Genomic DNA, 22,387 nt, shown 5'->3' on the forward strand with positions numbered 1-22,387 from the left:
TCGTCCCTGGTTCGTCGCGCGTCCGTTCAGTCGATCCGCATCGCCTCGGCCGCCAGCGCCTCCGCCTCGATCAGCAGGGCGTCGTCGGACGTGTTGGTGGCGACCTTCTCGCGCCCGATCAGCGTCAGGATCGGCACCGCGAGCGGCGTCACGCGCTCGAGATCGACATGCAGCATCGTTTCCGCCGCACGGTCGAGCAGCCCGGCCAGTCGCCCGACATCGGTCATTCGCGCCCGCGCATCCGCCCAGGCGGCTTCCAGCAGCAAATGCGTCGGCTCGTATTTGCGCAGCACGTCATAGATCAGGTCGGTCGAGAAGGTGACCTGTCGCCCGGTCTTGCGCTTGCCGGGGTGCTGGCGCTCGACCAGCCCGCCGATCACCGCGACCTCGCGGAACGCGCGTTTGAGCAGATGCGATTGCTGCACCCAGTCGACGAACTCATGTTCGAGAATATCGGCGGAGAACAGCGATGCCGGGTCGGTGATCTTGTCGATCCCGTACACCGCCAGCGCATAGTCGTTCGCGACGAAGCCGAGCGGTTTGAGCCCCTGCGTCTCCATCCGCCGGGTGATCAGCATGCCGAGCGACTGGTGCGCGTTCCACCCCTCGAAGCTGTAGGCGACCATGTAATGCCGCCCCTCGCGCGGGAAGGTCTCGACGAGCAGCTGCCCGGGTTCGGGCAGGACCGAGCGCAACCGCTGATATTCAAGCCATTCGCGCACGTCGTCGGGAAAGCGCGCCCATTCGCCGGGATGCGCGAGGAAGCCGCGGACGCGGTCGGCGAGGTTGGTCGATAGCGGCATCCGGCTGCCGCCATAGGTAGGGATCCGCGCAGGCTTGGAGGTCGCGCGGACGACCAGGTCCTCGGTGTCCATCTTGATGACTTCAAGGCTGAGCCCGGCGAAGAAAAAGGTGTCGCCGGGGCTGAGCTGCGCCGCGAAGCCTTCCTCGACGCGGCCGAGCGCGCGGCCATTGCCGAACCGCACGTTGAGCATCGTCGCCTCGACGATGATCCCGGCGTTCAGCCGGTGCTGGCCGATGAACTTGGGGTGGCTGATCCGCCATGTGCCGTCCGCATCCTGCGTCAGCCGCTTGAACCGGTCATAGGCCTTGAGCGCATAGCCGCCGTCGCTGATGAAGCCGAGCACGCGCGAGAACGTCTCGGCCGGCAGCGCGGAATAAGGGAGGGCCGAGCGGACCTCGTCGAGCAAATCCTCCTCGCGGAACGGCGCGGCGCAGGCGCACGCCATCACATGCTGCGCCAGCACGTCGAGCGCGCCGACGCGGAACAGGTCGGGATCGAGCTCGCCCGCCTCGACCGCGTCGAGCGCCGCGCGCGCCTCGAGATATTCGAAGCGGTTGCCGGGGACGAGGATCGCCTTGCTCGCCTCGTCGAGCCGGTGATTGGCGCGGCCGATGCGCTGGAGCAGCCGCGACGAACCCTTGGGCGCGCCCATCTGGATCACGCAGTCGACATTGCCCCAATCGACGCCGAGGTCGAGGCTGGCGGTCGCGACCAGCGCGCGCAGCTTGCCCTCCGCCATCGCGCCCTCGACCTTGCGCCGCGCCTCGCGCGCGAGGCTGCCGTGATGGACGCCGATCGGCAGCGTATTGGCGTTCACCTTCCAAAGATCCTGGAAGATCAGCTCGGCGAGGCTGCGCGTGTTGCAGAACACGATCGTCGTCGCATGCTTCTCGATCTCCGCCATCACCTGCTCGGCGGCATAGCGGCCCGAATGGCCCGACCAGGGAATGCGCCCCTCGGGCAGCAGGATCGCGATGTTCGGGTCCGCGCCCGCCTCGCCCTGCACCATCGCGACCTGGTCGATATCGCCGTCGGGGGCGAGCCAGGCGCGATAGCCGTCGGCATCCGCGACCGTCGCGGACAGCGCGACGCGGCGCATGCCTGGCGAGATTGTCTGCAACCGCGCCATGCACAGCGAAAGCAGGTCGCCGCGCTTGCCGGTCGCAAACGCATGGACCTCGTCGATCACGATCGTGCGGATGCCCTCGAACATCGTGATGCTGTCGGGATAGCTCAGCAGCAGCGAGAGCGATTCGGGCGTCGTCAGCAGGATCTGCGGCGGTTTCACGCGTTGCCGCGCCTTGCGGTCCGACGGCGTGTCGCCGGTGCGAGTCTCGACGCGGATGTCGACGCCCATCTCCTCGATCGGCGTCAGCAGGTTCCGCTGGACGTCGACCGCGAGCGCTTTCAGCGGCGAGACATAGAGCGTGTGGAGCCCGCTGGTCGGCTCCTCGATCAACTCGGCGAGCGTCGGCAGGAAGCCAGCGAGCGTCTTGCCGGCCCCCGTCGCCGCGACCAGCAGCGCGTGGTGCCCGGCGCGCCCCTGCGCCAGCATGTCAGTCTGATGCCGGCGCGGCCGCCAGCCCCGTGTCGCAAACCAGTCGTCAAGTTGGGGGGGAAGGTCGCTCACGGCCTGTTCACGCATGGTCGTCATATGGGTGCACTATGCCGCAACGCCATGGACGGCGCTCACCCGGTCGGCAATTTGTCGGACCATCGATCTGTTTAGCCTGTGAAAGACCAACCTTGTCGATTCTTCGCCATCTCGCGCCGCTGTCCCTGATCGCGCTGTTGCCCTTTGCCAATGCGACGGCAGCGACGCAGAAGTTCGTCGGCGCAGGCGGCACCGTTCGCCTCGCCTATCCGTCGACCCTGACCCCGACGCGCAACTTTGCAGGTCGCGCGTTGATGACCAGCGGCTGGCGGACGATGTGGGACGGCACGCTGCCCGGGCGGGGCGTCGGCATCGTCCGGTTCTGGCAGGTCGCAAAGCCGACCGACGGGCAGGGGCAGGTGACCGAGATGATCCAGGTCGGCTTCAGCCGGAGCACGGCGGTGATCGCGCGCTGCACCACCGACGGGCTGACATCGGCGAACAGCCGCCGCCTCGCCGATCGCACGCTCGGCGGTCAGCGCTGGACGACCTATGAGACGGGCGATGCCGGGATGAGCCAGCAGGTCCGAGCGCTCACGCTGCGCAGCGTCATTGGCGGCACCTGCTACGCGGTCGACCGGATCACCTATGCGGCCAAGGCGGGATCGCCGCCGCCGCGCAATGCACCGACCCAGGCGGTCGCCGCGGCGCGGATGGATGCGATCCTGAAGTCGGTCAAGGTCGGCCGGCGGCGCTAGACGGCCGCGTATGTGCCGCTCTGCTGCCACGCGTGGCACCGCAGCCGCGGCTCGGGCGTAGTAGCGTGATGGCAAAACTCGGCGACTGGCTCGAACCGCACCCGCACGGCATCCTCGTCAAGCCGATCGACGCGTGGATCGATCCGTCGATCCCGAGCGAAAGGGCGCTCGTCACGCACGGTCATGCGGATCATGCGCGCGGCGGCCATGCCGCGGTCTGGGCGACGCCCGAGACGCTGGCGATCATGGACGCGCGCTATGGTCCGCAATCGGGTCATCCGGTCGCCTATGGCGAGACGATCCGCATGGGCGAGGTCGATATCGGTTTCGTCCCCGCCGGCCATGTCCTGGGTTCGGCGCAGATCGTGCTCGACTATCGCGGCGAACGGGTCGTCGTCTCGGGCGATTACAAGCGGCGGAGCGATCCGACCTGCACGCCGTTCGAGCCCGTCAAATGCGACGTGTTCGTCACCGAGGCGACCTTCGGCCTGCCGGTCTTTCGCCACCCCGATACCGGCGACGAGATCGACAAGCTGATCGCCGCATTGCACGCCAATCCCGACCGCTGCGTGCTGGTCGGGGCCTATGCGCTCGGCAAGGCGCAGCGCGTGATCGCCGAACTTCGCGCGCGCGGGCACGAGGCGCCGATCTACATTCATGGTGCGCTCCAGCGGCTGTGCGATCTCTACGCCGATCACGGCGTCCGTCTCGGCACCCTGCTGCCGGTTGCGGACGCCAAGAAGGCCGACATGGCGGGGCATGTCGTGATGTGCCCACCCGGCGCGCTCAACGATCGCTGGTCGCGGCGGCTGCCCGACCCGATCACCGCGATGGCCAGCGGCTGGATGCGCGTCCGCGGGCGCGCGCGGCAGAAGAATGTCGAGCTGCCGCTGATCCTCAGCGACCATGCCGACTGGGACGAGCTCATCGACACGCTCGCCGAGATCGCACCGCGCGAAGTATGGGTCACGCATGGCCGTGAGGACGCGCTCGTCCACTGGTGCATGACCCGCCAGATCAAGGCACGCGCGCTGGCGCTGGTCGGGTTCGAGGACGAGGACGACTAGGCGGATACCGTCCGTGCGGCGTGCACGGCGCGGGGCCTGCGCCACGGCAGCCGACGCCGCTCGAGCAGCGACCGCCACGCCCATTCGACCGGTGCGATATTGAACGCGCGCAGATAGGCATTGGCGAGCCACAACAGGCCGATATTGATCGCCAGCGCGATTCCCATCAGCGCCGCCCAGCCGAACTGGCCGTACAGCCCCAGCGCGAAGGGCGGGAACAGGATCCACAGGCCGATGATCGTCTGCAGCACGTAGAGCGACAGCGCGGTCCGGCCGGCGGCAGCGAAGGGGCGCAACAGCCGCGCGCCGACGATCGTCCCGACCAGCAGATGGACGGCGCCGACATGGCCGAGCGTCATCGTCAGCCGGCTGACCTCCGCGGTCGCCCAGAGCGTCTTCGGCGCGGTGTCGAAGCGCATCTGCTCCGCCGCGCCGATCATCCGCAGCGGGATCGCGATCCCGTAAGCGACCAGCGTCATCCGCCCGTAGAAGGCGCGCGATCGTCCGCCCTGCAGGATGCCGAGCCTGTACAGCGCCGCGCCGATCAGCATCACGCCGGCCGCTTCCCACACGAACACCAGCTCGAGCCCACGGCTCTGCAGATAGGCGATGACGCTCCACTGATACGCCGCCCAGGTCATGAAGCTGCCCGTACGCGCCTTGTCCTCGGCGGCGATCCGCGCAGCATCCTCGGCTTTGGTTTTAGCGCGTCTTGCAGCTCCCTCGGCGACCTTGGTCAGCAGCGTGCGGTCCGCGGCGGTGACCGGTCGCCCGGCGCGCTGCGCGCTCTCGATCGCGGCGACCTGCGCCTGGGTCTGCGCCGTGGACATATAGCCATAGGTGCCACCCGCGAACTGCAGCGCCGCCGCCGACAGGCCGATGGTCAGAAGCAGGCGGGGTCGCAGCCCGCGAAACAGGAAGGCGATCAGCGCCGCGAGGCCATAGGTGTGGAGGATGTCGCCCGGCCACAGCAGGATGAGGATGTGCACCACGCCGAACGCGAACAGCAGCAGGTTGCGCGCATAATAGCGCTTCATCACCACGCGCGTCCCCGCCAGCTGCGCGGCGCGGTCGGTCAGGATCACCATCCCGGCGCCGAACAGCATCTCGAGCATGCAGCGCGCGGTCCCGTTGGCGATCACCTCGCGCAGCCACCAGGCGATCTGGTCCTGCGTCGTCCAGCCGAAATGCCGGATATCGTCGAACGACGCGTAGAGCGACCCGCCCATGTCGTTGATGTTCATGAACAGGATGCCCAGGATCGCGATCCCGCGCAGGATATCGAGCACCGCGATGCGCGGCGCGCCATCGGGCTCGGCCGCGGTCATCGGTGGCGACGTCGCGACGCGCTCGGCGTCGCCATCACGGCTGGCGGAAAGGTCGTTCATCGGTCTGGGCCCCCCCGTGATGCAAGCCGGACGCTACGCCGATCCGGTGCGAAGGCAAGCGTCAGCCAGTGCCCTCGAGCGCGCGGGCGCGGCGGCGTTGTACCGAACTGCCGATGCCGAGCGCCTCGCGATATTTGGCAACGGTGCGCCGGGCAATGTCGAAGCCCTTGCCGTCGAGCAATTCCACCAAAGTATCGTCGGACAGGATCTTGGCACCCTCGTTCGCGATCAGCGCCTTGATCGCGCTCTTGACGGCCTGCGCCGACACCGCATCGCCGCCGTCCGCCGACTGGATCGCCGAGGTGAAGAAATATTTCAGCTCGTACAGGCCGCGCCCGCACGAGACATATTTGTTGCTGGTCACGCGGCTGACGGTCGATTCGTGCATCTCGATCGCGTCGGCGACCATCCGCAGCGTCATCGGCCTGAGATGTGCGACGCCGTGGAGGAAGAACGCCTCCTGCTGCTTCACGATCTCGGTCGCGACCTTAATGATCGTGCGCTGCCGCTGGTCGAGCGCCTTGACCAGCCAGTTCGCGCTGGCGAGGCACTCGCTGAGCCACGCCTTCGACGCCTTGTCCTGCTCTCCCCGCGCCAGTTCGGTGTAATAGCTGCGGTTGACGAGGATGCGCGGCAGCGTCGCGGTGTTGATCTCGATGCTCCAGCCGGTCTTGGTCCGCGCGACGAACAGGTCGGGCACGACCGCGTGGCTTGGTTCGCCGCCGAACCGGCATCCGGGCTTCGGATCATAGCCGCGCAGCTCGCGGATCATGTCCGCCATGTCCTCGTCGTCGACCTGACACAGCCGTTTCAGGCGTCCGATCTCGCCGCGCGCCAGCAGGTCGAGATTGTCGATCAGCCGCGCCATGCAGGGATCATAGCGGTCCGCCTCGCGCGCCTGGATCGTCAGGCATTCGGCAAGGTCGCGCGCGCCCACCCCGGTCGGGTCGAAGGTCTGGATCACCGCGAGGACATGCTCGACCCGGGCGAGCGCGACGCCCAGCCGGTTGGCGATTTCGAGCAGCGGTATGGTCAGATACCCCGCCTCGTCGATCTGGTCGATCAGATGCGCCGCGACGAACGCATCATCCGCGGCGATCGCGGGGCCCGCCTGCGCCAGCAGATGATCGGCAAGGCTGAGCCCGGTATCGGCAAAGCCGTCCAGATCGAGACCGTTCCCCTCGCCATCGCTGCCACCGCCCGCGCCGGCCCCGCTCATCGACAGCGCGCCGTCGGTGCCGCTGCCACCGTCGGCGACGCTGTCCTGATGGTGGCTCTCGGTTGCATAGTCGATGTCGAGCGCGGGCTCGTCGCTGCCGACACTGCCGCTCACCAACTCGTCAGCGGCGACGCGTTCGTCACGGGGGGCGTCGCGGGGGGCGGCGTCGTCGGGTTCCGGCCCGGCGTCGCGGTCGGGTCTGTCGCCATCGTCCGCGGCGCCCGCCTCGAGCAGCGGATTGCGCTCGATCTCCTCGGCGATGAACCCCTCGATCTCCAGGTTCGACAACGCCAGCAGCTTGATCGCCTGCTGCAATTGCGGGGTCATCACCAGCGACTGCGATTGGCGAAGGTCCAGGCGAGGCGCGAGGCTCATGACACTAGAGCGAGAAGCCCTCGCCCAGATAGAGGCGGCGGACGTTCGCGTCGGCGACCAGTTCGGCCGGGCTGCCTGAGAACAGCACGCGGCCATCGTAGATGATGTAGGCGCGGTCGACGATGTCGAGCGTCTCGCGGACATTGTGGTCGGTGATCAGCACGCCGATGTCGCGGCGCTTGAGATCCTTCACGAGGTCGCGAATGTCGGCGATCGAGATCGGATCGATGCCCGCAAACGGTTCGTCGAGCAGCATGATCGACGGCTCGGCGGCCAGCGCGCGGGCGATCTCCGCCCGGCGCCGCTCGCCGCCCGACAGCGCCATCGCGGGCGCGGCGCGCAGCCGGGTCAGCCCGAACTCCTCGAGCAGCGTGTTCAGCTTGCGCTCGCGCACCGCCTTGTCGGGCTCGGACAGCTCGAGCACCGTCAGGATGTTCTTCTCGATCGTCAGCCCGCGGAAGATCGAGGTTTCCTGCGGCAGATAGCCAAGACCCAGGATCGCGCGCCGATACATGGGCAGGCGCGTGATATCGTCGCCGTCGAGCATGATCCGGCCCGAATCGGGCTTCACCAGCCCCATCACGGAATAGAAGCACGTCGTCTTGCCGGCGCCGTTCGGCCCGAGCAGCCCGACCACCTCGCCACGCCCGACCGACACCGACACATCGGTCAGGACGGTGCGCTTGTCATAGGATTTGGCGATCGACACGACCTGAAGGCCGTTGGTCGTCGGCGCTTCGACGATCGCGTCGCCGTGCGGGCCGGGGGTTTCGATCGGGGGCAGCGTGGGGGCATCCATCAGGCTTTGGCCTTGCTGAGGGCGGGCGGGTGAAAGCGGCCGGCGGTCGGCTGGCGGGGTTCGCGGATGACCGGCGGTGCGCGCATCGGATCAGTTGCGCTTGGGAACCGAGAAGGTGCCCGTCACGCGCCCGCCCGTCTGGGTCACGGTGCCGCCGCTGGCGGTTGCGCCGCCGCTGCCGCGGACCGACGATCCGTCGATCACCGCGCGGCCGGTGTCGAGGTTCATCGTCAGCCGCCCGCCATTCACGGTGTTGCCACCCTGGGTCAGCGTCACCGCGCCGAGCATCGTGATCACCCGCCGGTTGAGGTCGTAGATCGCATATTGGCTCTTCGCGGTCTGGTCCGGCCGGCGCACCGTCACGCCGCCCGACGCGTCGAGGCGCGACACCTGCGGGTTCCCGCCGACCACTTCGCCGGTATAGGCCACCGTCATCCGCGCCGAATTCAGCGTCATGTCCGCCTGCTTGACCGACACGCCCCCGCTCAGCACGGCGCGGTTCGCCTTGTCCTGAAGCTCGATATGATCCGCGCCGAAATCGATCGGCGCGTTCGAGTTGTGCGCACGTTGCGCGGAGACGCCGGTCGCCGCGAGCGCGGAGAGCATCAGGAGGACGGAGCTTGGTATGAGGCGCATGGCGGCTATTTCGGCCCTCGCGGCACGATCCGCAAGCGCGCATTGCCGTCGAGCCTGACGGTGCGGGCTTCCAGATCGGCATGCAGCTTGTTTGCACTGAACACGCCCTGCGGCACCGTTCCCGTCACCGCACTGCCGCTGTCCATCGTCCGCGCGCGCATGTCGAGCGTCGCATTGGTGGTTTTCAGGTCATAGCCGTTGGGAGCGGTGACGTTGAGCGGGCCGTTCAGCTGCACCTTCTCGGTGTCCATGTCGTAGCGCCCGGAATTCGCCTTGATGTTGGCGGGGCCGTCGGCGAGCTGGAGCTGCGCGCTCAGCGTGTTGAGCTGCACGATCGGTTCGGCCGAACTCTTCTGGATCGCCGAGCGGGCGTCGAGCGTGAACGCCTGGCCCTTCGAATCCTGCCCGCGATATTGCGCGGCCTGCAGCTTCATGCGCTCCTGCGCGACCTCGACCTTGTTCTTGTCGAGCACGAACGATACGTCGCCGCCCGCGGTCAGCGGCGCCATCACAAGGAATGCGGTCAGCACGCCGATCGCGGTCGGCAGGCCGAGTCGCGCCAGTCCGACGACGCGGTCGTGGCGGCTGCCCGGCGCCGCCCAGACCTGACGCGGCGAGCGGGCCTGCCGGATCGTCTTCGCCGATGCGTCGGACGGGGGCGCCATGGTCATGTCAGGCATGCGCAAAGATGTCGATCTCGGGCCATCCGGCGAGATCGAGCGCGGCACGGGTCGGCAGGAAGTCGAAGCATTTCTGCGCGAGCTCCATGCGGCCTTCGCGAATCAACCGCTTGTCGAGCTCTTCCTTCATCCGGTGCAGGAAGCGAACGTCGGACGCGGCATAGTCCTTCTGCGCCTCGCTGAGCTGCGGGCTCCCCCAGTCGGAGGATTGCTGCTGCTTCGACACGTCCTGGCCCAGCAGTTCGCGGACCAGCTCCTTGAGGCCGTGCCGGTCGGTATAGGTCCGGACGAGTCGCGACGCGATCTTGGTGCAATAGGCCGGCGCCGCGACGACGCCGAGATAATGCTGGACCGCGGCGATATCGAATCGTCCGAAATGGTAGAGTTTCAGCCGCTCCGGATCCGCGAGCAGCGCCTTGAGGTTGGGCGCCGCATAGTCGCTGTCGGCCGCGAACCGGACGAGATGTTCGTCCGCGCCACCATCCGACAGCTGCACGACGCAGAGCCGGTCGCGCGGCGTGATGAGGCCCATGGTCTCGGTGTCGACGGCGATCGAGGCGCCCGGTGCGAAGATCCCGGACGGGATGTCGCCTTCATGAAGATACACTGTCATGCGGTGGCCCTAGCGGTCGGGGGCGCCTTGCTCAATGGTCCTCCGCGATGACGCGGGTACGCCATGCTTTTGCCGCGATCATCGCCAATGGGGCAAGCGGACAAGATTCTGTTCGCGATAGCTTGATTTTTGCGCTATGCCCTTCCCCAAGGCGCAAAAGGTTTCGCGCCCGAGGGCCCGCGTTCGTCGTCCGGACACGCCGGCTTTTGGAGAGATTTTGCGGGCGAACCGGGAAGACGATCAGGGCTTATGGGTTTCGATAAAGGTGGCCGCGGGAACCGTGGCGGGCGTGGCCGCGACAAGCGCGACAGCTTCGGCGGCGGCAGCGACGATTTCGGCGGCGGCAGCAGCTTCGGCGGCGGCGGTGACCGGTTCGGCGGCGGCGGCAGCAGCTATGGTGGCGGTGGCAGCAGCTACGGCGGCGGCAGCAGCTTCGGCGGCGGCGGTGATCGCTTCGGCGGCGGCGGCGGTGGCGGCGGTGGTTACCGCGGCGGCGGCGGTGGCGGCGGCTTCAGCGGCGGCGGCGGCGGTGGCGCCGGGCGCGGCATGCCCCCCCAGGTCGTTGGTGAAGGCACCGGCGTCGTAAAGTTCTTCAACGCACAGAAGGGCTTCGGCTTCGTCGTTCGCGATGACGGCGGCGAGGACGTGTTCGTCCACATCAGCGCAGTCGAGCAGGCCGGCATGGTCGCTCTCGCCGAGGGTCAGCCGCTCGGCTTCACGCTCGTCGATCGCGGTGGCCGCATCTCGGCAACCGATCTCAAGATCGATGGCGAGCCAATGGCCGTGACCGATCGTGGTCCGCCGCGTGATCGCGATGCCGGCCCGGGTGCACCCCGTGGCGGTGCCGATCGTGGTGCAGGCGGCGCGCCGCAGCGCCAGCTGACCGGTGAGAAGGCAACGGGTACGGTCAAGTTCTTCAACGCGATGAAGGGCTTCGGCTTTATTCAGCGCGATGACGGCCAGCCTGACGCATTCGTGCACATCTCGGCGGTCGAGCGTGCCGGCATGGCGACGCTGAACGAGGGCGACAAGCTCGAGTTCGAGCTCGAAGTCGATCGTCGCGGCAAGTATGCAGCGGTCAACCTGAGCGCAGGCGGCTAATCCCGTCCGTCCGGTCATCGGGGTTTTTCGAACCAACATGACGATCGGACACAGCCTGATAGCGGCCGGTCTCGCACTTGCGGGGCCGGCCGTTGCCGTTCTGGCGCAGGGCGCAACGGCGCCCCAGCCCGCTACGCGCACATTGCCCGCTTCTGCGCCCGCGCCAGCCGTGCCGATCCTGTCGGTCAGCATCGTGGCCCGCTATCCCCACGATGCGACGGCATTCACCGAAGGCCTGTTGTGGCACGACGGCGCGCTCTACGAGAGCACGGGCAAGGAGGGGCAGTCCGATGTCCGCCGCGTCACGCTTCTCGATGGTCGTATCGTCGCGCGCCGGCGGATCGATCCGGCACAGTTCGGCGAGGGGCTCGGCCTGTGGAAGAACGAGCTGATCAGCCTGACTTGGCATGACGGCATCGCGCACCGCTGGGATGCCCGGACGCTCAAGCCGACCGGCACCAACCGCTATGCGGGGGAGGGCTGGGGCCTGACGAGCGACAAGGACGGCCTGATCCAGTCCGACGGCAGCGCGTCGTTGATCCTGCGCGATCCCAGGACACTCGCCGAACGTCGCCGGATCGGCGTGACGATCGACGGGCGTCCGCTGACGCAGCTCAACGAACTCGAATATGTCGATGGCGCGATCCTCGCCAATGTCTGGCAGACGGGATATCTCGTCCGCATCGCCCCCGGCACCGGCCGCGTCACCGCGATCATCGACCTGCGTCCGCTGGTCGCCGAGATCGGCGCCCGCGACCGCGACGCGGTGCTCAACGGCATCGCCTGGGATGCCGCAAAAAAGCGGCTGTTCGTCACCGGCAAGCTCTGGCCGACGCTGTTCGAGATCCGGATCAACGGCTAGGGTGCGGGGATCATCCGGCGGAGCGTGTCGATCCGGTCGGCCTCGGCCGCGGGCTTGTCCGTCCGGATCCGCGCGATCCTTGGGAAGCGCATCGCAATCCCCGACTTGTGCCGCTTCGATTCCTGCAGCGCGTCGAATGCGATTTCGAGCACCATCGTCTTGGCGACCTCGCGCACCGGCCCGAAGCGGTTGAGCGTGTTCTTGCGGACGAACGAATCGAGCATCCGCAGCTCCTCGTCGGTGATCCCCGAATAGGCCTTGCCGACCGGCAGCAGCTCGCCCTCTTCGGTCCAGCAGCCAAAGGTATAGTCCGAATAATAGGAGGACCGCCGGCCGCTGCCGCGCTGCGCGTACATCATCACGCAATCCGCGGTGAGCGGGTCGCGCTTCCATTTATACCACAGCCCGACGCGGCGCCCGCCGACATAGGGCGAGTCGCGGCGCTTGAGCATCACGCCCTCGATCGCCGAGTCGCGCGCACTCGCGCGCACCGCCTCGAGCGCGGTGAAGTCTGCCGCATCGATGACCTGGCTCAGGTCGAAGCGCTCGGCATCGAGCTGCGGCATGAACGCCTCGAGCCGTGCGCGTCGCTTGGTCCAGGGCAGTGCGCGCAGATCCTCGTCGCCATCGATCAACAGGTCATAGAGGCGGACAAAGGCCGGATACTCGGCCAGCATCTTCGCCGACACGGTCTTGCGCCCCAGCCGCTGCTGCAGCGCGTTGAAGCTGGCTGCCCCGCCGCCCTCCTCCAGCGTGCCGCCCTGATGCTCGCCCTTGACCAGCAATTCGCCGTCGACCGTCCCCGGCGTGACGAAGGCGGCGGCGATTTCGGGGAAGCTCGCGGTCACGTCGTCGCCGGTCCGGCTGTAGAGTCGCGTTTCGCCCGCGACATGGACGATCTGCACGCGGATCCCGTCCCATTTCCACTCCGCCGCATAGTCGGCCAGGTCGACGCGCAGATCCTCCAGACCATGGGCGAGCATGAAGGGACGGAAGACGGGGACGTTGGCGGGTGTCGGTTGCGCGCCATGCCCCTCCGCCCAGGCGAACAGCGTCGGATAGGGGGCTGCCAGCCCGTGCCACACCTCCTCGACCGCATCGACGTCGAGCCCGAAGGCGTCCGCCAGCGCGGTCTTCGCGAGGCGCGACGAAACGCCGATCCGCAGCCCGCCGGTCGCCATCTTGAGCAGGGCGAAGCGCTCCTCCGCATCCGAGCGATCGAGCATCGCGGCAAGCGCCGCCGGCGCCTCGGCGCGCGACAGCGTCATCAGCCGGTCGACCACCTGCGAGATCGACAGCGGTTCGGCCGGCACCGGATCCGGCCCCAAGGGCTCGGGCTCGGGCCACAGCAGGGCGACGGTCTCGGCGGTATCGCCGACATAATCGCGGCTCATCCGGAAGAGGACGGGATCGACCCGGTCCTCGATCAACCCGCGGATGACCGCCGATTTGACGCCCGGCAGATCGAGATCGCCGGTCAGCGCCGCCATCGCCCAGCCACGATCGGGGTCCGGCGTCACGCGCAGATAATCGCCGATCAGCTTCAGCTTCGCATTGCGCGACCGCGTATAGGTGAGGGCATCGAGGAGCGCGGCGAAAGCATGCATGATCCGACAACGCGCTGCCCGGCACTCGGCTCCGGGCCGGCGTCCACGTCGCTGCGGGCGTTACATCAAAAAGGCCCCCGCCGTTACCGGCGAGGGCCTTATCGTGGCATCGGCGCGGGCCGATGCGATGTCGTCGCGTCAGTCGATCGCGTTCTTGATTCCCTTGCCGGCCAGCAGACCGAGCACCAGGAAGATCACGAACAGCGCGATCGCGATGAAGAACAGCACCTTGGCGATGCCGATAAACGCCCCGCCGACGCCGCCAAATCCGAGCAGGGCCAGCACGAGGCCGATGATCAAGAAGGTGATGGCGAGCTTCAACATGGGCATTCTCCTGTTCCTGACAGAACCCGTCCCGCCCATGTCAGTTCCGACACGGGCGGGACGGGCGCCGGGATTCAGGCCTTGCGGCTGGCTTCGAACAGGAACCAGGCGCGCTCCTCGGCCTGATCGGTCCACTCGTCGACGATGCCGCTGGTGGCATTGTCCTTGGCCTCGTCGGCGGCGTCCTTGACGATCCGGAACTGTTCGACGAGCTTCAGATTGTCTTCGCGCAGCTCGGCGAGCATTTCGGTCGGTCCGACGAAATCCTTGTCATTGTCAGGGATGCTCTGACGGCGCGAAATGTCGCCGATCGAGCGAAGAGTCGTGTTGCCGGTCTTGCGGACGCGCTCGGCGATCGCATCGGTCACGCCCAGGATCTGTGCCGCCTGGTCATCGAGCAACAGATGATAGTCACGGAAATGCGGACCCGACATGTGCCAGTGAAAGTTCTTGGTCTTCAGATACAAGGCATAGCAATCGGCGAGCGAGGCATTGAGCGCCTCGGCAACCGTCTTCGTGCTGTTGCTGACGAGATCGGTGGGCGTGTCGAGTGCGGGGTTGGTGGCGGGCATCGAAAACTCCATGCATGGGAATGTCTGTGGATCGTTGCGTCAACGAAGCGATAGCTGAAATGCTCCCGTCGCGCATGCGCCATTCCTCATCTGAGTGATCGCTCCGCTAGATCAATCGCGCAGCGCTCAGGCCCAGAATGACCCCCAGGATCACGAATATCAGCCCGATGCCGGTGCGCAGTCGGGCGAGCGGCCATCGGCGCCACGCGGCTTCACCCATCATCGCCGCGGGGACGATCACCACCAGCGATCCGATCGTCGCGCCGATCGCGGCCAGCATCGGTACGGCACTGCGAAGCGCGAGGGCGACCACGATGAACTGTATGCCGTCGCCGAACGCGAGGATGAACAGCCCGAGCATGGTGGTGGCGACCGCGCCGGTCCGCCACCCGCGCAGTGGATCGGGCGCCTTGACCGGCAGCACCGCACCGCCGCCCTGGAGGGTCAGCGCCAGCGCCAGCATCAGCTGGCGCGCATTGGGGGTCAGCAGCGGCGCGACCGCGATCCCGCCCGCGACCGCCAGGCTGCCGGCGAGCAGCAGCGCGAACGCCGCCGCGAGGATCACCAGCTGCGGCTTGCGATACCGATCGGACAGGATCGCGGCGAGCCACGCGGTTCGATCGCCGACCTGCGCCAGCGCGGCGGCTACGAGCGCCGCCATCAGCGCGTCCATCGCTAACGCGTCATGCGCGGGTCATCCCGCGAGCCGCACCGAACAGGCGGCGGCAAAGACATGGCAGGCCTGGACGTCCTGCCGCTCGCTGTAGATCGCGTCGCTCAGCGTCATCAGCCAGCCGTGGACCAGCGCGCCATGTTCGCCGCGCGACAGTGCCGAATCGATGAAGTGCGTGACGGTCACCGCGGGGTTCATGCCGTTGCGATGCGCGATCAGGCGGATCGCGTCGATATCGGGCGCGAGATCGGTCGCGCGGGTATAGGGCGCGCGGACGTCGATCGCGGCGATCCGGGCCGCAAGCTCGGCCTTTACCAGCGCCAGATCCTGGAATTCCGCGACTCGCTCGGCAACCTGCCCCATGATCCCGCCTCCTGTCTTTCTTATGGGATGCATCATGCGCCCATGCCGATAAAGATGCGGTTAAACACCCTGTGATGCGGGATTCCGGGGCGAATATGGGGTGATATGGTTGACTTGGCCGGCAGCATGCGCCATGCGCCGCGACAGATCGGGCGGTGGCATGCGTGCTGCCGCCCTAGCATTTTCAGCCTTAAGGATCGGGCTCATGGCCAAGCCGACTACCGTCAAGATCAAGCTCGTCAGCACCGCGGACACCGGCTTCTTCTACGTCACCAAGAAGAATCCCCGCACGAAGACCGAGAAGCTCTCGTTCAGCAAGTATGATCCCGTCGTGCGCAAGCATGTCGAGTTCAAGGAAGCCAAGATCAAGTAAGTCGACGCGGCGGCGATGCCGTCGCGCGTTTACGATGCGATCGCAAGGCCGCGGGTAGCAATACCCGCGGCCTTTGGCGTTCCTGCGCGGCGGGCCTCGCAGTTCGTTCAGACGAACGCGCGCACCGCTTCCATGAAGCGGGCGAGGCTGATCGGCTTCGAGATATAGGCGTCCGCGCCCGCGGCACGGATCCGGTCCTCGTCCTCGCGACCTGCATAGGCCGTGACCGCCATCACCGGGATCGTGCTGAGCACGTCGTCGGCCTTGAGCTCAAGAATGATCTCATAGCCGGTGACGTGCGGCATCTGGATGTCCATGATGATCAGGTCGGGGGCGAATTCGCGCGCCCGCATCACCGCCTCGCGCCCGTCGCGTACAGGTTCGGCAAGGTAATCATGCGCCCGCAAAAGGTCGCAGAATAGTTTCAGGTTGAGTTCGTTGTCCTCGACAACGAGCACCTTCTTTGCCACGCGAGCCACCATTCGTTTCAAGAAGGATGACAATAGGCAATGCGCGGCGCCGTTACAAATGAAGACGCTGAGGCCCTGGCGCTGCAAGCCCTGGTATGGACGCTGAGCGAGCCGGACCGAGCGATGCGCCTGTTGTCGGTGACCGGACTCGACCCTGCCGACCTGCGCACGCGGGCAGGGGAGCCCGCCGTGCTCGCGGCGGTACTCGGTTTCCTCGAATCGCACGAACCCGATCTTGTCGCCTGCGCCGAAACGCTCGGCATCAGGCCCGAGGCGCTGGTCCGCGCGCGGATGACGCTCGATCCGGGGTTCGAGGCATGAAGCCGCTGCTGATCAGCGATTGCGACGAAGTGCTGCTCCACATGGTCAAGCATTTCGGCACCTGGCTCGACGAGGCGCATGATATCGATTTCGAGATTGGCCACGGCGATTTCGCCAACAGCATGACGCGCCGCGACGGCGGGCCCGCGCCCACGCGCGAGGACATGTGGGCACTGCTCGGCGGGTTCTTTCCTGCAGAGATGCACCGCCAGACTTTGGTGCCGCATGCCCGCGAGGCGCTCGCGACGCTCGCCGAGATCGCGGACATCGTGATCCTGACCAATTTGCAGGACGAATGTCGCCTGCCGCGGATCGAGCAGCTCGCCGCGTTCGACATCGCCCACCGTGTCGAGTGCAACCAGGGCGGCAAGGGCGACCCCGTCGCGCGGCTGGTCGCCGAATATGGCAACCCCGTCACGGTGTTCGTCGACGACCTTGCGGTGCATCACGAATCGGTCGCGCGGCATGCGCCGGGCGTCCACCGGCTGCACATGGTGTCCGAGCCGACGCTGGCGGGGGCGGTGCCCAGGGCGCCCGCCGCGCATGCCCGGATCGACGACTGGCGCGAGGCGCAGGCCTGGATCGCCGCGCGGTTCGCCGCCGGGGTGCCCGCGGACGCTTGACCCGCCCCCCGTGGCTGTGGTGAGACCGCGCACATGACCGATCGTATCGACCGCAAGCTCGAAGAGCTTGGCCTGACGCTGCCGCAGGCCGCCGCCCCCGTCGCATCCTATGTTCCCGCCGTCGAGGCGAACGGGCTGCTCCACATCTCCGGCCAGCTGCCGTTCAAGGATGGCCAGATCGTCACCGGCCGCCTCGGCGACGGCGTGTCGCTCGAGGACGGGCAGGACGCGGCGCAGCGCTGCGCGCTGATGCTGGTCGCGCAGATGAAGGCGGCGCTCGGCTCGCTCGGCCGCGTCGAGCGGATCGTGAAGCTCGGCGTGTTCGTCAATTCGCACGGCGACTTCACCGATCAGCCCAAGGTCGCGAACGGCGCATCCGACCTGATGGTCCAGCTGTTCGGCGAGGCCGGCAAGCATGCCCGCTCGGCCGTCGGCGTTCCCGTGCTGCCGCTGGGTGCCGCGGTCGAGATCGATGCGATCGTCCAGGTCTCGGCCGCTTGAGCCCAGACGCTTGAGCCTGACGCCTGCGCGCCTATTTTAGGAGCGCATGACAGCCATCACCGCCCGCATCGCCCAAGGCGTTACCTCGATCGCGGCGGAGGACTGGGACGCCTGCGCCGGCGACGCGAATCCGTTCGTCGGCCACGCCTTCCTCGCCGCGCTCGAGGCGTCCAGAAGCGTCGGTGGACGATCGGGGTGGCAGGCGCTGCCGGTGGTCGTCGATGGCGACGACGGCAGGCCGGCCGGCATCGCGCCCGCTTATGCCAAGAGCCACAGCCAGGGCGAATATGTCTTCGACCAGGGCTGGGCCGATGCGTGGGAGCGGGCAGGGGGGCAGTATTACCCCAAATTGCAGATTGCCGCGCCGTTCAGCCCGGTACCCGGCCCACGGCTGCTCCTGCGCGACCCGGCGGTCGCGCCCGCGCTGATCGCCGCGCTCGAGGCGGTGACCGATCAGAGCGGTCTGTCCTCCGCGCATGCGACCTTCATCGCTCCAGCCGAGGTCGCGCTGTTCGAGGCCGCCGGATGGCTGATCCGTCAGGGCACGCAGTTCCACTGGACCAATGACGGCTATGCGAGCTTCGACGATTTCCTCGCCGCGCTCGCCAGCCGCAAGCGCAAGGCGATCCGCAAGGAGCGCGCCGCCGCGGTCGAGGGGCTGACGATCCGCCATCTGACGGGCGCGGAGATCACGCCCGCGCACTGGGACGCATTCTGGGTCTTCTACCAGGACACGGGCAGCCGCAAATGGGGCCAGCCCTATCTGACGCGCGGCTTTTTCGATGAGATCGGCCAGACGATGGGCGACCGCGTCCTGCTGATCCTCGCCGAGCGCGACGGCGTGCCGATCGCGGGGGCGCTCAACCTGATCGGTGCGGACACGCTCTACGGCCGCTATTGGGGCGCGACCGAGGAGGTGCCGTTCCTCCATTTCGAGCTCTGCTATTACCAGGCGATCGATGCGGCGATCGCGCGCGGGCTGACGAGGGTCGAGGCGGGCGCACAGGGCGAACACAAGCTCGCGCGCGGCTATGCGCCGGTCGCGACCTATTCCGCGCATTACATCCCGGATCTGGGCTTCCGTCGCGCGATCGCCGACTTCCTCGTCCGCGAGCGCGAGGCAGTCGCCTCCGACCGCGAGTATCTCGGCGAGCTTACTCCGTTTCGGCGGGCGGAACCGCCGACCGGTTGACCTTGTACAGGACGCTGGTGCCGTCGCGGCGGATCGGGGTCAGGTCGCGGATCAGCGCGGGGTCGAACGCCGGCGGGTGGATCAGCCAGACATAATCGAACGCGTCGCGCGGGAAATGCTCCAGCGCCATCGCGATCGGCCGCCAGAACTGGCCACGACAGCGGATATCTGTAACGATTTCGGACGGATCATGCGCGAAGCCGCGCGCGATGGGATAGCGCGTCGTCATCAGCTGTCCGCCGGCCATCGACCACTGGTCGTTGGTGAAGGCCAGCCGCCGCTCGAGCAGCAGCGCCGGGACATGCTCGAGCCGCGAATAGGCCCAGTCGTCGCGACAGCGGCGCCCGACGAACGAAACCACGCGTGCGCGCTCGGGCACGGTGTCGATCGCGGCGATCGCCTGGTCGTAGGACCGGTCATAGATCAGGAAGCTGATCGTGGTGCCCGCCAGCCGGACCGCGAAGAAGCTGAACCCCAGCACTGCCAGCGTCGCGGCGCCGCGCAGCGACAGGCGGTTGCGCGGGCGCAGCGCGATGATCGCGAACGCCAGCATGAACGGCGCGAGACGCATGTCGGCATAGGCCGAGCCGAACACGATCCGCGGCAACAGGATATAGACGAGCGCGAGGAACAGCGCGGACAGCGCGAGGTTGCGCGAATATTCGATGGTCTGGTCGCGCACGCCGCGGAACAGGATGACGAACAGCACGGTGACCGACGCGATGTCGAACGCCATCCAGCGATCGCGCAGGACCATCGTGATCCAGTTCATCTTCCAGCGCCAGTTGAACCAGTCCTGCGTCTTGCCGGTGACGTGGTCGCCCGACCGCCACAGCACCATCATCACCATCGGCAGCGCCAGCGGGATACAGCTGAGCCCGGCGCGGATGAACGCGCCAACCCAGCCCTTGATCGCGCCTTCGCCGCGCACCCCGGTCTTGCGGATGTCGTGCTGGCGGATCAGCTCGGCGGAGAAGGCGAGCACGCCCAGCACGCCCCAGCCGAAGGTATGGCACAGCCAGAGCAGGCAGGATCCGGGCACGAACAGGATCGTGCGCAACCGCAGCCGCTCGAGCCGTCCGAGGCGGAGCCACAGCGCGAACATGTTGAGCGCGAGCGCCATCGCCAGCGCGAAGTTCACGAAGCCGAACTGGAACGGATAGCTATAGGCGAGCGGCAGCGCGAACAGCGCGGTCGCCGGGATCCGGCCATGCACTTCGCGCGCGATCCACAGCAGTCCGGTGACGGTCAGCGCGGGGATCGCCATGACGATCAGCTTCACCGCGAGCTGCAACCCGAAGATCGGCGCAAGCGGCACGATCAACAGGTCGATGCCGAGATTGCCGATCAGCTGCCAGCGGAAATCATACCATTGGCTGAGCCAGGGATTGTCGCCGATCGCGAGCTGGACGCGGTAGCGCCCCATATGCCCGGGCAGATCGACCAGCGGCGGCACCTCCGGCCACAGCAGCGGGATGATCGATGCCAGCGCGACGCACGCGACGAACGTGCGCGTCTGCCACCAGTGAAGTTCCGTTGTTGTCCCCCGCGCCATCCCTCGACGCCTAGCGCCGCAGGGGGGCATTCGACAAGCGCCGACCGCGCCGCATTGCGACGGAATACACCGCCAGGGCTCCCGGCCCCCGAGCGTCGGGGGGCGGGAGCCGGTATCGCTCACACCTGGTCGCGGCGGCCCAGCAGGCGCAGGCGCAGTGCGTTCAGCTTGATGAAGCCGGCCGCGTCGCGCTGGTCATAGGCGCCCTGATCGTCTTCGAACGTCACGACCTTTTCCGAATAGAGCGAATTGGGCGACTTGCGGCCGACCACATACACGCCGCCCTTGTAGAGCTTCAGCCGGACGGTGCCCGAGACCTTTTCCTGGCTGTGATCGATCGCGGCCTGCAGCATTTCGCGCTCGGGCGAGAACCAGAAGCCGTTGTACAGCAGCTCGGCATAGCGCGGCGCGAGCTCGTCCTTCAGATGCGCGGCGCCACGGTCGAGCGTCAGCTGCTCGATGCCGCGATGCGCGAGGTGATAGATGGTCCCGCCTGGCGTCTCGTACATGCCGCGGCTCTTCATGCCGACGAAGCGGTTCTCGACCAGGTCGAGACGGCCGATGCCGTGACGGCGGCCATAGTCGTTGAGCGTCGACAGCAACGTCGCCGGGCTCATCCCCTCGCCGTTGATCGCGACGCCGTCGCCACGCTCGAAATCGATCGTGATGTACTCGGGGACGTCAGGCGCGTCCTCGGGGTTCACCGTGCGCGAATAGACATAGTCCGGCACCTCGTCCCACGGATTCTCGAGCACCAGCCCCTCGGACGAGGTGTGGAGCATGTTCGCATCGGTCGAGAAGGGTGCCTCGCCGCGCTTGTCCTTGCTGACCGGGATCTGGTGCTGTTCGGCGAATTCGATCAGCCTGGAGCGGCTGGTCAGGTCCCATTCGCGCCACGGTGCGATCACCTTGATGTCGGGCGACAGCGCATAATAGCCGAGCTCGAAGCGGACTTGGTCGTTGCCCTTGCCGGTCGCGCCGTGGCTGACGGCGTCGGCGCCGACCATCCGGGCGATCTCGATCTGGCGCTTGGCGATCAGCGGGCGCGCGATCGACGTGCCGAGCAGGTACAGCCCCTCGTACAGCGCGTTCGACCGCATCATCGGGAACACGTAATCGCGCACGAATTCCTCGCGCAGATCGTCGACGAAGATGTGCTCGGGCTTGACGCCCATCATCTCGGCCTTGGCGCGTGCGGGCTCGAGTTCCTCGCCCTGGCCCAGATCCGCGGTGAAGGTGACGACTTCGCAGTTGTAGGTCTGCTGGAGCCATTTCAGGATCACGCTGGTGTCGAGGCCGCCCGAATAGGCGAGGACGACCCGATTGATGCCGGCGTCGCCGGCGGCGCGGTTGATCTGATCGGTCACGGGCAAGATCCTTTGGGCAATATCCAATGCCCGCGCCCCTATGCGCTGGACGCCCTGCATGCAACCGGAGCATGCAACCCGCCGCATTCATGGCGCGTACAACCAACCCGCGCTACGTGCGCCCCCAGATCATTTGGAGTGTCCCGACCGTGCTACGTCAAACGCTTACCCTGTTCGTCCTCGCCGGCCTCGCGACGCCCGCGCTGGCGCAGGAGACCCGCGCCTCCGTTTCCGCCAAGTTCAAGGCCGAGTTCGCCGCGCGCGATACCAACAAGGACGGCGTCCTGACGCGCGCCGAGGTCCAGGCGGGGATCAGCCAGATGAAGGTCGGGCCGGGGCGCCCGGATCCGGTCCACGCCAAGCGGCTCGCCGAGCTGTGGTTCAGCAGCGCCGACACCAACAAGGACGGCAAGGTCACGCAGCCCGAGGCACAGGCACTGCTCGCCGCGACCTTTGCGAAATATGACGCGAACAAGGACGGCAAGATCGGCGGCGACGAGCGGTCGGCCGCGAAGTCGCAGATGCAGGGCAGCCGCTGAGGCCACGCCT

General features: G+C 67.3%; 25 protein-coding genes. 10 read left to right on the top strand and 15 right to left on the bottom strand.

The window, feature by feature from the left end; genetic code table 11:
• Positions 1-26: 26 nt before the first annotated feature.
• On the bottom strand, positions 27-2,450 hold the full coding sequence (locus NEF64_RS02065) for a ligase-associated DNA damage response DEXH box helicase (RefSeq protein ID WP_082446941.1): 2,424 nt from the start codon (positions 2,448-2,450) through the stop codon (positions 27-29).
• A 101-nt stretch (positions 2,451-2,551) separates the two neighbouring features.
• Between NEF64_RS02065 and NEF64_RS02070 the strand changes: the two genes are divergently transcribed.
• Entirely contained in the window at positions 2,552-3,157 is a 606-nt protein-coding gene (locus tag NEF64_RS02070) for a hypothetical protein (protein WP_056406772.1), read from the top strand.
• Positions 3,158-3,225: 68 nt separating this feature from the next.
• Complete coding sequence (locus NEF64_RS02075) at positions 3,226-4,224, top strand: ligase-associated DNA damage response exonuclease (protein WP_031438833.1); 999 nt, start codon at positions 3,226-3,228, stop codon at positions 4,222-4,224.
• On the opposite strand, the gene NEF64_RS02080 is transcribed toward NEF64_RS02075, so the two are convergent.
• From NEF64_RS02080 to NEF64_RS02105, 6 genes are all read right to left on the bottom strand, one after another.
• Positions 4,221-5,612: a DUF418 domain-containing protein gene (locus NEF64_RS02080; RefSeq protein WP_252574575.1), complete on the bottom strand. Its 1,392-nt coding sequence runs from the start codon at positions 5,610-5,612 to the stop codon at positions 4,221-4,223. The two genes, NEF64_RS02075 and NEF64_RS02080, sit on opposite strands and share 4 nt — an antisense overlap.
• 61 nt (positions 5,613-5,673) lie before the next feature.
• The gene (gene rpoN / locus NEF64_RS02085; RefSeq protein WP_056406773.1) at positions 5,674-7,206 is read right to left on the bottom strand and encodes an RNA polymerase factor sigma-54; all 1,533 of its coding nucleotides are present in this window, start codon (positions 7,204-7,206) and stop codon (positions 5,674-5,676) included.
• A 4-nt stretch (positions 7,207-7,210) separates the two neighbouring features.
• Positions 7,211-8,005 (bottom strand): LPS export ABC transporter ATP-binding protein, encoded by a 795-nt coding sequence (lptB, locus tag NEF64_RS02090; protein ID WP_031438836.1) that lies wholly within the window; start codon positions 8,003-8,005, stop codon positions 7,211-7,213.
• A 90-nt stretch (positions 8,006-8,095) separates the two neighbouring features.
• Positions 8,096-8,641 (bottom strand): LptA/OstA family protein, encoded by a 546-nt coding sequence (locus tag NEF64_RS02095; RefSeq protein ID WP_056406775.1) that lies wholly within the window; start codon positions 8,639-8,641, stop codon positions 8,096-8,098.
• Between the two features lie 5 nt (positions 8,642-8,646).
• Positions 8,647-9,312, bottom strand: coding sequence for an LPS export ABC transporter periplasmic protein LptC (gene lptC, locus NEF64_RS02100; protein ID WP_234387468.1), 666 nt, complete (start codon positions 9,310-9,312; stop codon positions 8,647-8,649).
• 1 nt (position 9,313) lies between these two features.
• On the bottom strand, positions 9,314-9,934 hold the full coding sequence (locus NEF64_RS02105) for a ribonuclease D (protein ID WP_031396597.1): 621 nt from the start codon (positions 9,932-9,934) through the stop codon (positions 9,314-9,316).
• A 249-nt stretch (positions 9,935-10,183) separates the two neighbouring features.
• On the opposite strand from NEF64_RS02105, the gene NEF64_RS19285 reads away from it, so the two are divergent.
• Positions 10,184-11,035 carry a cold-shock protein gene (locus NEF64_RS19285; RefSeq protein ID WP_056406776.1) on the top strand — a complete coding sequence of 284 codons (852 nt, stop codon included), beginning with the start codon at positions 10,184-10,186 and terminating at the stop codon, positions 11,033-11,035.
• A 37-nt stretch (positions 11,036-11,072) separates the two neighbouring features.
• Positions 11,073-11,897 (top strand): glutaminyl-peptide cyclotransferase, encoded by an 825-nt coding sequence (locus NEF64_RS02120; RefSeq protein WP_082446892.1) that lies wholly within the window; start codon positions 11,073-11,075, stop codon positions 11,895-11,897.
• On the opposite strand, the gene NEF64_RS02125 is transcribed toward NEF64_RS02120, so the two are convergent.
• From NEF64_RS02125 to NEF64_RS02145, 5 genes are all read right to left on the bottom strand, one after another.
• Positions 11,894-13,504, bottom strand: coding sequence for a cisplatin damage response ATP-dependent DNA ligase (locus NEF64_RS02125; protein WP_056406778.1), 1,611 nt, complete (start codon positions 13,502-13,504; stop codon positions 11,894-11,896). The two genes, NEF64_RS02120 and NEF64_RS02125, sit on opposite strands and share 4 nt — an antisense overlap.
• Positions 13,505-13,642: 138 nt before the next feature.
• On the bottom strand, positions 13,643-13,828 hold the full coding sequence (locus NEF64_RS02130; RefSeq protein WP_031395540.1) for a DUF1328 domain-containing protein: 186 nt from the start codon (positions 13,826-13,828) through the stop codon (positions 13,643-13,645).
• A 74-nt stretch (positions 13,829-13,902) separates the two neighbouring features.
• Entirely contained in the window at positions 13,903-14,400 is a 498-nt protein-coding gene (locus NEF64_RS02135) for a Dps family protein (protein ID WP_031395539.1), read from the bottom strand.
• 106 nt (positions 14,401-14,506) lie between these two features.
• Positions 14,507-15,061: a TMEM165/GDT1 family protein gene (locus tag NEF64_RS02140; protein WP_234387466.1), complete on the bottom strand. Its 555-nt coding sequence runs from the start codon at positions 15,059-15,061 to the stop codon at positions 14,507-14,509.
• Between the two features lie 33 nt (positions 15,062-15,094).
• A complete protein-coding gene (locus tag NEF64_RS02145; protein ID WP_042466204.1) occupies positions 15,095-15,436 on the bottom strand; it encodes a hypothetical protein in 342 nt (113 codons plus the stop codon).
• Positions 15,437-15,641: 205 nt separating this feature from the next.
• Here NEF64_RS02145 and rpmG point away from each other — a divergent pair, with 205 nt between their 5' ends.
• Positions 15,642-15,809 (top strand): 50S ribosomal protein L33, encoded by a 168-nt coding sequence (gene rpmG / locus NEF64_RS02150; protein ID WP_017977469.1) that lies wholly within the window; start codon positions 15,642-15,644, stop codon positions 15,807-15,809.
• A gap of 107 nt (positions 15,810-15,916) precedes the next feature.
• Here rpmG and NEF64_RS02155 read toward each other — a convergent pair whose 3' ends face one another.
• A complete protein-coding gene (locus NEF64_RS02155) occupies positions 15,917-16,279 on the bottom strand; it encodes a response regulator (protein ID WP_031395282.1) in 363 nt (120 codons plus the stop codon).
• Between the two features lie 39 nt (positions 16,280-16,318).
• Between NEF64_RS02155 and NEF64_RS02160 the strand changes: the two genes are divergently transcribed.
• The 4 genes from NEF64_RS02160 to NEF64_RS02175 are packed head-to-tail and all read left to right on the top strand — an operon-like array spanning position 16,319 to position 18,916.
• Positions 16,319-16,600: a DUF3572 domain-containing protein gene (locus tag NEF64_RS02160; protein ID WP_031395281.1), complete on the top strand. Its 282-nt coding sequence runs from the start codon at positions 16,319-16,321 to the stop codon at positions 16,598-16,600.
• Complete coding sequence (locus NEF64_RS02165; RefSeq protein ID WP_056406780.1) at positions 16,597-17,223, top strand: hypothetical protein; 627 nt, start codon at positions 16,597-16,599, stop codon at positions 17,221-17,223. The genes NEF64_RS02160 and NEF64_RS02165 overlap by 4 nt, the downstream gene beginning before the upstream one ends.
• A gap of 33 nt (positions 17,224-17,256) precedes the next feature.
• Positions 17,257-17,724: a RidA family protein gene (locus tag NEF64_RS02170; RefSeq protein ID WP_031396590.1), complete on the top strand. Its 468-nt coding sequence runs from the start codon at positions 17,257-17,259 to the stop codon at positions 17,722-17,724.
• A gap of 46 nt (positions 17,725-17,770) precedes the next feature.
• Positions 17,771-18,916, top strand: a complete 1,146-nt coding sequence (locus tag NEF64_RS02175) for a GNAT family N-acetyltransferase (protein ID WP_056406782.1) — start codon at positions 17,771-17,773, stop codon at positions 18,914-18,916.
• Here NEF64_RS02175 and NEF64_RS02180 read toward each other — a convergent pair.
• The gene (locus NEF64_RS02180) at positions 18,879-20,471 is read right to left on the bottom strand and encodes a hypothetical protein (RefSeq protein WP_056406784.1); all 1,593 of its coding nucleotides are present in this window, start codon (positions 20,469-20,471) and stop codon (positions 18,879-18,881) included. The genes NEF64_RS02175 and NEF64_RS02180 overlap by 38 nt on opposite strands.
• A gap of 119 nt (positions 20,472-20,590) precedes the next feature.
• A complete protein-coding gene (locus tag NEF64_RS02185; RefSeq protein WP_235516398.1) occupies positions 20,591-21,838 on the bottom strand; it encodes an argininosuccinate synthase in 1,248 nt (415 codons plus the stop codon).
• 149 nt (positions 21,839-21,987) lie between these two features.
• Here NEF64_RS02185 and NEF64_RS02190 point away from each other — a divergent pair, with 149 nt between their 5' ends.
• The gene (locus tag NEF64_RS02190) at positions 21,988-22,377 is read left to right on the top strand and encodes an EF-hand domain-containing protein (protein ID WP_031396586.1); all 390 of its coding nucleotides are present in this window, start codon (positions 21,988-21,990) and stop codon (positions 22,375-22,377) included.
• Positions 22,378-22,387: the final 10 nt, after the last annotated feature.

It is taken from the genome of Sphingomonas aerolata (assembly GCF_023935825.1).
GTDB classification, from domain to species: Bacteria; Pseudomonadota; Alphaproteobacteria; order Sphingomonadales; family Sphingomonadaceae; genus Sphingomonas; species Sphingomonas aerolata.